The 12,128-nt window shown below is 64.7% G+C and carries 12 protein-coding genes; 6 read left to right on the top strand and 6 right to left on the bottom strand.

The window, feature by feature from the left end:
• Positions 1 to 246 precede the first annotated feature (246 nt).
• Positions 247 to 2,409: a transglycosylase domain-containing protein gene (locus tag AC1MFL_RS17725; protein WP_479811555.1), complete on the top strand. Its 2,163-nt coding sequence runs from the start codon at positions 247 to 249 to the stop codon at positions 2,407 to 2,409.
• 31 nt (positions 2,410 to 2,440) lie between these two features.
• Here AC1MFL_RS17725 and AC1MFL_RS17720 read toward each other — a convergent pair whose 3' ends face one another.
• Both AC1MFL_RS17720 and AC1MFL_RS17715 read right to left on the bottom strand, forming a co-directional pair.
• Entirely contained in the window at positions 2,441 to 3,298 is an 858-nt protein-coding gene (locus AC1MFL_RS17720) for a 3-hydroxyacyl-CoA dehydrogenase (protein WP_479811553.1), read from the bottom strand.
• A 26-nt stretch (positions 3,299 to 3,324) separates the two neighbouring features.
• Entirely contained in the window at positions 3,325 to 3,957 is a 633-nt protein-coding gene (locus AC1MFL_RS17715) for a TetR/AcrR family transcriptional regulator (protein WP_479811551.1), read from the bottom strand.
• Between the two features lie 69 nt (positions 3,958 to 4,026).
• Here AC1MFL_RS17715 and AC1MFL_RS17710 point away from each other — a divergent pair, with 69 nt between their 5' ends.
• Positions 4,027 to 6,441, top strand: a complete 2,415-nt coding sequence (locus tag AC1MFL_RS17710; RefSeq protein WP_479811549.1) for an alpha/beta fold hydrolase — start codon at positions 4,027 to 4,029, stop codon at positions 6,439 to 6,441.
• Positions 6,442 to 6,480: 39 nt separating this feature from the next.
• Here the strand turns inward: AC1MFL_RS17710 and AC1MFL_RS17705 are convergent, their stop codons facing one another.
• The 3 genes from AC1MFL_RS17705 to AC1MFL_RS17695 all read right to left on the bottom strand — a co-directional run bounded on the left by AC1MFL_RS17705 (position 6,481) and on the right by AC1MFL_RS17695 (position 8,318).
• Positions 6,481 to 6,696 (bottom strand): hypothetical protein, encoded by a 216-nt coding sequence (locus AC1MFL_RS17705; RefSeq protein ID WP_479811547.1) that lies wholly within the window; start codon positions 6,694 to 6,696, stop codon positions 6,481 to 6,483.
• Between the two features lie 216 nt (positions 6,697 to 6,912).
• Complete coding sequence (locus AC1MFL_RS17700; RefSeq protein WP_479811545.1) at positions 6,913 to 7,989, bottom strand: phenylacetate--CoA ligase family protein; 1,077 nt, start codon at positions 7,987 to 7,989, stop codon at positions 6,913 to 6,915.
• Positions 7,989 to 8,318, bottom strand: a complete 330-nt coding sequence (locus tag AC1MFL_RS17695; protein ID WP_479811544.1) for a hypothetical protein — start codon at positions 8,316 to 8,318, stop codon at positions 7,989 to 7,991. Before AC1MFL_RS17695 ends, AC1MFL_RS17700 begins: the two co-directional genes overlap by 1 nt.
• 3 nt (positions 8,319 to 8,321) lie before the next feature.
• On the opposite strand from AC1MFL_RS17695, the gene AC1MFL_RS17690 reads away from it, so the two are divergent.
• Positions 8,322 to 8,768, top strand: a complete 447-nt coding sequence (locus AC1MFL_RS17690; protein WP_479811542.1) for a cupin domain-containing protein — start codon at positions 8,322 to 8,324, stop codon at positions 8,766 to 8,768.
• 125 nt (positions 8,769 to 8,893) lie between these two features.
• A complete protein-coding gene (locus AC1MFL_RS17685; RefSeq protein ID WP_479811540.1) occupies positions 8,894 to 9,190 on the top strand; it encodes a hypothetical protein in 297 nt (98 codons plus the stop codon).
• Positions 9,191 to 9,542: 352 nt separating this feature from the next.
• On the opposite strand, the gene AC1MFL_RS17680 is transcribed toward AC1MFL_RS17685, so the two are convergent.
• A complete protein-coding gene (locus AC1MFL_RS17680) occupies positions 9,543 to 10,214 on the bottom strand; it encodes an endonuclease/exonuclease/phosphatase family protein (RefSeq protein ID WP_479811538.1) in 672 nt (223 codons plus the stop codon).
• A 270-nt stretch (positions 10,215 to 10,484) separates the two neighbouring features.
• Between AC1MFL_RS17680 and AC1MFL_RS17675 the strand changes: the two genes are divergently transcribed.
• Both AC1MFL_RS17675 and AC1MFL_RS17670 read left to right on the top strand, forming a co-directional pair.
• Positions 10,485 to 11,129, top strand: coding sequence for a hypothetical protein (locus AC1MFL_RS17675; protein ID WP_479811536.1), 645 nt, complete (start codon positions 10,485 to 10,487; stop codon positions 11,127 to 11,129).
• A gap of 131 nt (positions 11,130 to 11,260) precedes the next feature.
• The gene (locus AC1MFL_RS17670; RefSeq protein WP_479811534.1) at positions 11,261 to 12,127 is read left to right on the top strand and encodes a PhzF family phenazine biosynthesis protein; all 867 of its coding nucleotides are present in this window, start codon (positions 11,261 to 11,263) and stop codon (positions 12,125 to 12,127) included.
• The last annotated feature ends 1 nt before the right edge of the window (position 12,128 follow it).

Below are 12,128 nucleotides of genomic sequence, written 5' to 3'. Positions count from 1 at the left end.
TGGTGGCGCTCCGGGTGCCGTCCGGGATGAGCCCGTCCCCCGGATAGGGCCCGTCCGCTTCCTCTGCGGTGGCGCCCGCGCGCAGCAGGCGAGGCCGCACCACTGCCAGGTAAGCAGTCGAAGAGTCCTTGGCTGGGGTCTTGTCGTCGTTTCCGGAGTGCCCGCCCGAGTCCTTCACCCGCTGGCCCTTCGGTGCCGTTCCGGCGTATTCTGATCACACATTTTGAGCGCGATAGCTGGTCAAACATGGCGCCGAAGAAACGAATCGGATCTCGTCTGGCCGCGGCCCTTTGGAGGGTCCTCGGATTCCTGACAGTGAGCGCGATCTGCGGGATTCTGGTCGCCAGCCTGGCGGTCCCTGGCGTCGCTGCTGCCGGCATTGCCGTCAGCAGGTCAATCATCTTCTTCAACAACCTGCCCGCTGAGCTGGCGGTTGATCCGCCGTCGCAGTCAACCAAGGTGCTGAGCGCGGACGGGAAGCCGATCGCCACCTTCTTCGCGGAGAACCGCGTGAAGATCCCGCTGGAGCAGATGTCCCCCTACATTAGGGACGCGATTGTCGCCATCGAGGACAGCCGTTTCTACAGGCACGCCGGTGTCGACCCCCAAGGGATTCTCCGGGCGCTCACCGCCAACCTGACCGGCGGCAGCAGGCAGGGCGCGTCCACGCTGACCCAGCAATACGTAACGAACGTGATCAATGAGTCCCTGCTGTCGGCGGACAGGGGCGATCAGGTGGTCCTTAGCGGGCAAAAAAGCATCGGAGACAAGGTGCGGGAGATGAAGCTCGCCATCGAGCTGGAAAAGAAATACACCAAGGACCAGATCCTCGAGGGCTATCTCAATATCGTGTTCTTCAACCGGGACGCGTATGGCATCGAGGCCGCAGCCCGGCATTTCTTCAGTACCTCCGCCAAGGACCTCACCCTGCCGCAGGCTGCACTGCTCGCCGGCCTGGTCAACAGCCCCAGCTTTTACGATCCCACCACCCATCCGGAAAACGCCGTCAAGCGACGCAACCAGGTCCTGGACAAAATGCTCAGCGAGGGGAAAATCCGCCAAAATGACCATGACGCCGCCGTCGCCAGCGGTGTCGATCTGAAGATCACGCCCGCAAAGCAGGGGTGCTCTGCGGCTGACATGGCACCATACTTCTGCGACTACGTTTCGCACCTGATCCTCAACAACCCGGCGTACGGTGTCGACGCCACGGATCGCGAGAAAAAGCTCTACCGCGGCGGCCTGACCATCACCACCACGCTGGACAGCCGGCTGCAGGCGGCGGCGCAGGCGCAGGTCGATGCCACTGCCGGGGCCAACCCGGACAGGTGGGGTGCGTCGCTGGTCACGGTTGTGCCGGGCACCGGCAAGATCCTGGCGATGGCGCAAAACACCGTGTTCCTTCCCGAACCCGGGAAGTTCGATACCCAGCTGAACTTCAACGTGGACGCCAAGGACGCCAGTGGCAACGACCTGAACGGCGCCGGCGGGTTCCAGCCCGGGTCCACGATGAAACCGTTCACCTTCGCCGAATGGCTCAACGAAGGCAAGTCCATGGTCGCCGAGGTGGATGCCGCCCGGCGGACTTATCCCCTGGACTTCCCATGGAAGTCCAGCTGCGGAAAGGTCCTTGGCGCCTACGATACGGCCCAAAAGTCCCTCGGCGCCGCAGATGATCTCCAGAACAACGACGAGGGCTACTACCGCAAAATGCCCGTCAATTACGGGCTTTACAACTCCATCAACACGGCGACCTTCGCCGAGGCCGCGGAACTGGACTTCTGCGGCATCCAGAGAATGGTGGATGCCGTGGGCCTTCACAGCGGCGTGGACAACGCTCCGGTGAACATGCACCAGCTGGGCAACCTGCTGGGCGCCATTGGTGTGGCACCGCTCGTTTTGGCCAATGCATTTGCGACGTTCGCCGCTGAGGGCAAATACTGTGCCCCGATCGCCATCGCGGACGTGACCGATGCATCAGGACGGAAGCTTCCGGCCGAGACCAGCGACTGCCGCAGCGCGGTCAAGCCCGAGGTGGCCCGCGGCGTGAACTCCGTACTCCAGGACGTGCTGAAAAAAGGGTCCGGAATCTACATCGAACCCAAGGTCCAGAATCAGGTCCCCGCCGCAGCCAAGACCGGCACTTCCAACACCAACGGCGCGACCTGGGTGGTCGGCTACACCAGCGGCCTGGCCACCGCGTCCTTCTTCGGGGACACCCTGGAGGGCCAGAAACGGCCGGGCCAGAACGTCACCATCAACGGCAAGTTCTACAAGAACATCGACGGCTACATGCTCGCCGGCCCGCAGTGGGCGAACTACATGCAGCAGGTGGGCGGACTGTACCCCGCCGCGCCGTTCGCCCCACCGCCCGAGTCCATGACCAAGCCTGAACCGCCGCTTCCGTGAGGTGCGGCGCCGCAGCAGGGCGCCGGCGGACTCAGTAGGTGTAGAAGCCTTCGCCTGTTGAGACGCCGAGCTTGCCCCTGTCGATGTAGTTGTCCTTCAGGTACTTCGCAAATGCTTGCGAGCCTGCGTCCGGGGAGGACGCGGCGATGTTGTAGGCGGTTCCCAGGCCAACGACGTCGTAAATCTGGAACGGTCCGCTCGGCGCTCCGGTGGCAATGCGCCAGGTTTTGTCGATCGTCTCCGGGCTGGCGATGCCCTGCAGCAGCAGACCGGCGGCCGCGTTCAGGAGAGGGACCAGAAGCGAGTTCAGGACGTAGCCGGCTTTCTCCTTCTTGATCTCGATCGGCTCCAGCCCGCTGTTCCGGGCGAACCCGACGACGGCGTCGAACACCGCCGGATCGGTTGCGGCGGTGCCCATCACCTCGGCGATGTTCTGCACCCAGATGTTGTTGGCGTAATGGATGGCGAGGAAGCGGTCGGGGCGGCCGGTGAAATCTTTGAGGTCGCTGGGCAGCAGGGTTGAGGAGTTCGTGGCGAAGATCGTCTTGGCCGGGGCGAGCTCCGCTATCTTGCGGTAGAGGTCCCGCTTGAGCTCCAGCAGTTCGGGAACTGCCTCGATCACCAGGTCTGCGTTGGCGACGGCACTGCCAAGGTCAGCGGTGAGGCGGAGGTTGGCAAGAGCCGCCTCGGCTTGGCCCTCCTCGGCGCCGGCAACCTTCTGTTCCCGGTAGATGCCGGCGAGGTGCGCGAAGCGGGCCCGGGCCTTTTCGAGGGCTTCGTCGTCGATGTCGTAGGCCGTGACAGCGAATCCGTGGAACGCGGCCTGGTAGGCGATCTGCGATCCGAGCACTCCGGTGCCGAGCACGGTCAGCGTCTTGATTTCGGGCATTTGAGGTGTTCCTTTTGACGTGGGGGCTAGCGGCGGCCGGGGTCGACGGACCCGTAGATACTGCGGATCCAAATGGTTGAGAGCACGTCCAGGGCGCGGGACTCCGCGATGGCGGGACTCTCCTGGTTGAGGACCGCGGTGATCACCCGCTCGTTCATCAGGTTGAGGCTGACTGCGAGGTCATGGGCGTCAATGCCGCCGGGTGCGGCCCCCCGGGCCTGCTCAGACCTGATGACGTCGGTTGAGAAGTCGGCCCAGGACTGCATCGACCTGGACCAGAGCGCCCGCACCTCATCGTTGCGGGCGCGCGCCGCGATCGCCGCAGTGGCCACGCCGCGGTGGTTCACGAACACCTCGACGAACATCCCAATGGAACGGGTCCACGCTCCTGCGGGATCGGTTTCGAAATCCCGCGGCAGACCGCCCACCCGGTGTTCCACCTCGGTGATGACCCGGTCCAGAAGGGCCAGCAGAACCTCGTCTTTGGAGGAGAAGTAGAAATAGAACGTGGGGCGCGAGATCCCGGCGCCGCGGGCCAGATCCTCGATCGATATGTCGTCGAAGGCGCGCTCGCCGAGGAGCGCCTCGGCCGTGACCAGTATTGCGTCCTGGCGCTCATCCCCCGAGACCTTTGCGGTACGTCTTCCTCGTTGAACCATGGGCCCATCCTAGCCCGGGTTCTCAACACCGTGTTGACTCTGTCAACTTTAAGTCGATAGTTTGGCTTCATGAGTGAACACGTCGATGTGTTAATTGTCGGGGCCGGGCTGAGCGGCATAGGTTTTGCCAGCCGGCTGAAACGCGACATACCCGGAAAGACCTTCACTATTCTTGAATCGCGCGGCGCGGTGGGAGGCACCTGGGATCTGTTCCGATACCCGGGCATCCGCTCCGACAGCGACATGTACACGCTCGGCTACTCCTTCCGGCCCTGGGCCGGCGCCAAGGCCATCGCCGACGGCGATTCGATCCGCGACTACATCGAGGCGACGGTGGCGGACGAGGGCCTCGCATCGCGGATCCGGCTGGACCACCATGTGATCTCGGCCGGGTGGTCCAGCGACACCGCGCTGTGGACGGTCACGGCCGTCCGCACGTCCGGCGGCGAATTCCGGCACGACGGTCCGGCGTCGAGCGCCGAGACGGCCACGTTCACCTGCTCATTCCTGTCCGTCTGCTCGGGCTATTACCGCTATGACGAAGGCTTTACCCCGGCCATCGAGGGTGCTGAGACCTTCGCCGGATCGATCGTCCACCCGCAGCACTGGCCCGCTGACCTCGACTACGACGGCAAGCAGGTGGTGATCATCGGCAGCGGGGCAACCGCGGTGACGCTCGTGCCATCGATGGCGAAGTCGGCCGCCAAGGTCACCATGCTGCAGCGCTCCCCCACCTACATCGCCCCCGTGCCGTCCCGGGACCACCTGGCCGACCACCTCCGGGGCAAGCTGCCCGCGCAACTGGCCTACGACGTCGTACGGGCCAAGAACATTCTCTTTTCGATGCTCACGTACCAGCTCAGCCGGCGCCGGCCGGAGACGATGAAGGCAATCCTCCGCAAGTCAGCCATCGCCAAGCTGCCGGAGGGTTTTCCGGTCGACACGCACCTGGCCCCGTCCTATGAGCCATGGGACCAGCGGCTCTGCGCGATCCCCAACGGCGACCTCTACCGCGCCATCAGCGCAGGCACGGCCGACATCGTGACCGACAGGATCGCGCGGATCACCCCGGACGGGATTGACCTCGTGTCGGGGGGATCGATCCCGGCCGACGTGATTGTCACGGCAACAGGGCTGAACCTGCTCGTCATTGGCGGCATGACCCTCACCGTCGACGGCGAGCCGGTGGACGTAGGCAAAACCCTCACCTACAAGGGCATGATGCTCGACGGCGTTCCCAATTTCGCGCTCACCGTCGGTTACACCAACGCCTCCTGGACCCTGAAAGCGGACCTGGTGGCAGGCTATATCTGCAGGCTGCTGAAGTACCTCGAGCGCCGGAACCTGCAGTGGGTTGCGCCCAAGGCGCCAGCCGAGGTCGCGAACGCTGAGCTGACGTCCCTGATCGACCTGAAGGCCGGTTACATTCTTCGCGGCGCCGGAGATCTTCCCCGGCAGGGCACCGGCTCGCCATGGCGGCTGCACCAGAACTACGTGCGCGACTTCGCCCTGCTCAGGGCCGGCCGACTGACGGACCATGTTCGTTTCGGCCGGCGCGGGCAGCCGGTGGCTGCGCCCGGACGGGGAACCCCGGCGCCCCAGGACCCTCTCGCGCTCCCCGGAACTGGATACATCGACGTCGCGGGCACCCGCCTGCGCTACCGGAAGACCGGCGACGGGGACCCGGTGCTAATGCTGCACGGCATTGGCCAGAGCCTCGATGACTGGACCGAGCAGCACCAGCGGCTCTCGTCACGCCACACCGTGTACAGCGTGGACCTCCCCGGCTTCGCCTACTCCGAACGGATCCCCGGACCGGCCACATTGGCGAAGCTCGCCGGCGCCCTCCCTGCCTTCCTCGACGCTCTCGGGGTGCATGAGCCGCTTCCCGTGGTCGGCAACTCGCTCGGAGGTGCCGTCGCCATGAAGCTCGCTGCCGACCATCCGCACCGCGTCTCAGCCCTCGTTCTTGCCGACAGCGCCGGGTTCGGCAAAGAGGTTGCACTGGTGCTGCGCCTGCTCACGGTCCGGCCGCTCGCGGCATTGCTCATGCGTCCCGACGAAACGGCCTCCCGCCGCACGGCCCAGTCCATCTTCTACGACAAGGACCTGGTGACGGATGCCCGCGTGGAGCATGCTTTCGCTCTGTCGCAACGGGCGGCGCACCGCCAGTCGGTCCTCGACATCGCCCGCGATCTCGGAACGATCTCCGGCATCAGGGCCGGATGGCGGACGGCCCTCGTGGGGGCCCTGGCGCAGTTGGACCTTCCCGCGCTCGTGGTCTGGGGCGACCACGACCACGTCCTCCCGTTCAGCCACCTCGAGGCGGCAACCGCGGCGCTGCCACGCGCCGAGTCGCACGTCTTCCCGAACACGGGACACATGCCGCAGATCGAACGGCCCGATGAGTTCGCCACGGTTGTGGAGGAGTTCCTGTCCCGGGTCGTGGCGGGCCGCCACGCGAAAGGCGCCTCTCTGGCGTAGAGCTGCGCCCTTCGTGTGACCCCGCGATGACGGTGTGGTTCAGGCGTTCGCGACCCCGGTCGCCTTCGACCGGATGAACTCATGGTCCTCCTGGGATATGGCCGTTTCGCCGTGGTGTCCACTGGCAAGATTCTCGCCCGCGGCCTTGGAGACAACTGCGGTGATGGTCCTGGGAAGGATCTGGCACCCGGGGTTGTCAATGAGCCACTTCCGCGTGGCAGGGTCCAGATGGTCCCAATGGTCCTTAATGTGCATCTGAGGATGCCGCCTTCCTTCTCGCTGTGCGGTTTCGGGTGGAACATGGCGTGCTGCGAGGGGATGTGGTGCCCGCCCCAGCCCACAAGTCAACGCAGTTCCCTTGAGGAAGACTAGGGCCATAATCCCCGAAATTCCTCGGTGTCGGGCCCACCAAAAAGGCTTCAGGTTTTCCGTGGAAAAAGACGCCCGCCGGACAAATACCCCTGCTGGGGACTACCCGCGGCCCCATTCCGCTTCTGGCCCGGACAACGGACGGCCCAGCCCTATCCTCAGTCCGCGGGTTCGCCGGTGAGTTCGGCCGTCATGACGACGGCGGTCATGGCGGCAGCGGGATGACGGTGCGGTACTTGCCGCCGGTGGTCTGGTCGGGGGCTCCGGGGCGGATTCCACGGTGACGTGTTCCAGGCCGAGGTCCGCAAGCACGGCGGTAATCCCCTCTCGGACGCCGGCCCGGACCCGTTCGGGGTCTGCGCCCGCGTCCGGGCGCAGCCGCACCGACAATCTGGTGGGGGCGGTCTGGACGATCTGGAACAGTTCCACCCCCGGGGTGCGGTCGACGACGGTCCCCAGCGCCAGCGGGGGTACCGTCACCGTGCCGCTGCCGCCGGCGGCGGGGAAGGTGAGCACGTCCGAGGCCCGTCCCTGCACCCGGATCGCCGGGGCCGGGTCCCCGCAAGGACAGGGATCCGGCCTGACCAGGATGCGGTCGCCGACGTCGTAGCGGATGATCGGCCGGACACGGTTGGCCAGGTTCGTGATCAGTACCGTGTGCGAAACAGCCCCTGGCGGCACGGGCCGGTAGTCGGCGTCGACCGGTTCGACAATCACCCAGTCCTCGAGCGGGTGCAACCAGCCCCGGGCACACCCGTAGGCGCAGTAGCCGGACTCGGTGCACCCGTAGACCTCCCGCACCACAGACCCGAACACCCGTTCCAGGCGGTCCCGCTCACCCGGCGGCAATCCCTCGGCGGTGCTGAGCACCAGCACCGGGTGCACCTGCAGCCGCCCGGCCTGCTGCTCGGTGGCCAGCAGGCGCAACACGCTGGCATAACCCCCGAGCAGGGCAGGGTCGAAGCCGTTGAGCTCCGTCACCAGCCGGGGCAGGGCGGTGTGGACTGAGAATATTCCCACTCCGCGGTGACGCCGTGGTTTTTCCCGTTTCTCCCGGGTGCCGGCGGCCACGGACAGGAAGTGCCCGCCGGTGGCGATCACCTCGGCGGACCGCGCCCCGCGTCCCACGAGTCGAACCGCACCCCGCCAGGTCAGCCACTTTGCAGTCAGGATGCCCATCAGGCCCGGCTCGGGTCCGCAACGAACTCCTGGACACCCGCGAGGGTCACTGCCGGATCTGTGGCCACCTCGTCGAAGTGGGCCATGAGTTCACGTTTGTTCGTAACCGGCAACAAAGTGACATCCTCAATATGCTCAGGCAGCCCCTGGTACCGGTCACGGTAAAAAGCCGAGTTCTGCCGGGCGTAGGCGACCAGGTCAGCCAGGCGCGCCCGCTGCCGGTGCCGGACCGCCTCCAGGCCTTGCCGGTGGGCCCGGCGGGAGTCCCACCACACCCAGGCAGCGTTACTCCCCCGGTCCCCGGAACCCGGCCTCCGTCGTATCTGCATGGCATGACCCTAGAGCTCGTCGCCGCCCCCCGGACAGAGCCATTCGGCAGTGACCGCCCGCTTCTCCAGTGTGCGCGATCAAACGCCCAGGACCTTGGTCTCTGGAAAGAAGAGGTCAAAGCCATCGAAGGGCGCCGCCTCGTCCCACCAGGAGTTCCCCGGCTATGTGGACGCTTACGAGCAGGAGATCGGTGCCAGGCGAACCACCTCGGCTACGTCATCAAAGGGAAGTTCGGCGTCCGGAGAGGCGACGGGGTCGAGGAGATTTTTCAGGCCGGTGACGGGTTCGTCATCGAGCCCGGGCACACGCCGATCGGGTTTGCCGGGAGCGAGTCTGTGGCCTTCACCCCTACCGAGGAGGCGAAGCAGCAGAGCGCGGTGATGACGCCAAACATCATGACGTTCGCCCAGGAGCAAGGCATCGAACTGCCGGGCCTGGAGACTCCCTAGATCCAAGTAACGAACTGCGGAAATGCGTGACGTGCCTCACAAAGACTGGTCGCCTGCGGCAATCTCGGTATTCTGGAAGAGGTCAAGCAAGCGGCCGTCAGTGCTTCGTAGAGGACCTTTTCCCTATGACCACCAAACTTGCAGTCACCGTTGCCGTCGACATGGACGCAACCACCGTCACCTTCCGACCTACCGGAAGACTCACCCCCAACAATGTCCGTGCCCTGGTGGCATTAGTGGGGCGCGCCGGTCGCGTCCTGCCAGGCTTTGCCGTTCATTTGGACCTGGATCTGCTGCATACCAACTCCCCGGAGGCGCTTCGGACCCTCACGGAATCCGGAGCCAAAACCCTCCCCCCGCATCCGCTGGACACCCGCCACGGGTACCGCCGTCCGGACCTCGCGGCGAAGCTGGCCGCGTGACAGGGAAGGCCAGTCCAGGGCGCCGCGACAGGGTGTTCCACACCTTCAGAAGATGGCCCCTTGTGCCGACGGAAGTCCTGGCGAAGTTAAGCCACTCGCTGCGACAGGTCCAGGAACTCGGAGGAGCAACCGCCCCCGGAGAGCTCCTCGGCCTCGTCGATCACGAACTCCATCAGCGCGCCCGCACCGCGCAAGGGATGCATACCTCCGGTACCAGCCTGGGACCGGAATAAGACCGGCGGGATATGGCCCGAGCCTGTTGGGGGTGGGCCATGTCCTGTCGTTCCCCTTGTGTGCTCCACCGTGCAAAACAGTGCGGCGAGAAGGCTTCGGAAACTTCAAGCGCAGGTTCTTACTCAATATCCAGGGTCAGCGGCATGTGGTCGCTATGTGCCAACCAGTCTTCCGGGTCCCCCACTTTGAGTTGGGCTGGCATGCCATCGCTCAGGAACGCATAGTCGATGTGATGCCCGAATCTCTGGTTCCGGGTGTGAAAGTAAGTTTTGGTCGACGCCGCCCCTTCGCCCGTCACACCGTTGCGGTGGTACACGCTGCTCAGACCAAGCCCGCCCAGCTTTTCGACCAGCATGCTGTGATTCCTTCCAGGATGATGCTTGTCCCAGACGGAGTTGCTATTAAAGTCCCCCATCAGCAACGCCGTTTCGCCCGAAAGGAAGCCAGCGTGCCGATCGACAATTTGGTGGGTGATGCGGACATACTTCAGGTCGCGATTCAGCTGATGTGCCCATAGGGCAACGATGTTAAGTCCGTCCACCGAAAACGCCAGATGCCAGGGCAGGTTGGGGTCCGCGAACTCCGTAACTTTGTAACGAGCGCTGGTGATACCCAACACTCCGAGACCTTTGTTTGGGTTGCTGCCCGTCCAAGCCGCAAAGGGGTGCGCAGCTGAGGAAATGTCTTTCTTTGCGACTTCTTGGAGAATTAGGACGTCGGGTTGCAGCGCCTCGATCAGGTGACGTTTCTTGTAATATGCCATGGAGCAGTTCCACGAGACGATTCGCACTGGGTTCCTTTTTATTCGACTGCAGGAATTTTATCGGACCTCGGCCAGCCCGATCGGAAACGATGACCCGCCGGCTGTCAGGGACGACCACGGCGAAGCAAACGTAGCCAGCCAGGAACATCACAAGGATCGCCAGCTCACGCCCGTAGGCTCCATCGTCAGGACCTTTGTCTCTGACCAATCCGGCCGCGGGCAGCGATCCTAAGAAAAGACCGCTGTCCGGAGAGCGCGGGGTCCTCCGGCCCCGGCTTGGAACGAATGGAGGATCAGATGGGGATATGGCGAAGAGCCAATCTCTGGATACCGGCGGTGCCCTGGTTCGCCGTCCGTGCCAGTGCCGGAACAGAGAGCGGGGATACGGATTTCATTACTGTGGACGGCGGATTGTTCAACTACGCGCCCTCAGCCGAAGCCGTGGTCCGAAACCTCGAATACGCCGACCGGAATGAAACCATCATCGACAGGGCAGGCAACCGCTATCCGCTGCTCGATGATGAGAACGGACATCTCCAGCTTGGACAATCCTCAGGCAAGGCCGATATTGATTGGCTGCGGGAGGCCTGGGACGCCGCACAGCTGGAGGATCCCCAAAGGTACCCCCTGGAACGTGTGATGCCGGACGCTGATATCGAGTTCCTGGCATCCCTCTTCGAAATGCTTGAAGAAACGACCACCGGGGTGGTCGAAGGCTGGACCTGGAAGGTGCGACAGCCCGGCCGGACCCACCATCTTGAATCGCTGGATGACGTCAACGACCTGCTGCGCAAAGCGACTGACCTGCCGGAGACCATCGTGCAGGACCCCTACGAACATCTGTACCGGCCCTACCGGATGATCCGGGGCACGCTTGCTCTGACGGACCGGCACTACCTCGTGTACCGCGAAGAGTTCCCAGAGGATGTCCCTGACACCTGATCTGGGGCCGGCTCCGGCTGGGGGCCTCTGAACCCAGACGTGGCCGCCGGGTGACCGGGGGACACGGCGGTGGGCCGTCCCCATGAGTGGCAGGCCCCGGATTCGCTGGCGAGGCGTGGGAGGATCGGGGTATGGAAAACACCCCCGAAGTCCTCCGATATGCGGCCTTTTCCTCTTCGCCAAATGGCGGCAATCCTGCCGGTCTGGTCCTCGATGCCAGCCATCTGGATGAAGAAAGAATGCTGGCGGTGGCGGCCGCCGTCGGGTATGCCGAAACGGCTTTTGTGACGGAGCACGTCGTCGAAGGGGACCCGCGCCGGAGCCGGGTTCGGTACTTCTCCCCGATCGCCGAGGTGCCGTTCTGTGGCCACGCGACGATTGCGCTCGCCGTTGCGCTGAGCGCACGCGACGGGGCAGGACCCTTCACCTTCGACACCTCCGTCGGCCCCATTGTCATCAAGACAGCAGGCGACGGCGCCGACATCACCGCATCGTTCACCGCCGTTGGGCCACAGCTGGCCGAATTCGACGACGCCGTCCTGGCCGAACTCCTCGGGCTGCTCGGCGCCGGGCCAGGCGATCTCGATCCGGCCTATCCGCCGAGGATCGCGTATTCGGGGAACTGGCATCCGGTGCTGGTCTTCACCGACCGTAGCCTTTTCGATTCCTTTGTCTTCGATCCGGAGGCGGTGCGCAGCCTCATGGACGTTCAGGGCTGGGTCGCAACGGTGACGATCCTGCACAGTCTTGCGGATGGCGAATTCGAAGCCCGGAATCTGTTCCCAGTGGGGGCCATCACGGAGGACCCTGCGACAGGATCCGCGGCGGCTGCGGTCGGCGGCTACCTTCGCATCCTGGGATTGGCCAAGCCCCCATCGAGGGTCCTGGTCCACCAGGGACGGCACGTGGGCCGGCCTGGCCTACTCACCGTGGACATTCCCGCTGCCGGCGGGATAGTGGTCAGCGGCGGGGCCGTCCGGATTCCCGCCCACCCCTGAA

It is taken from the genome of Arthrobacter sp. BG3, assembly GCF_056680185.1.
Note: the sequence above shows the minus strand (reverse complement) of the source record. Positions and strands in the feature narration are given on the sequence as shown.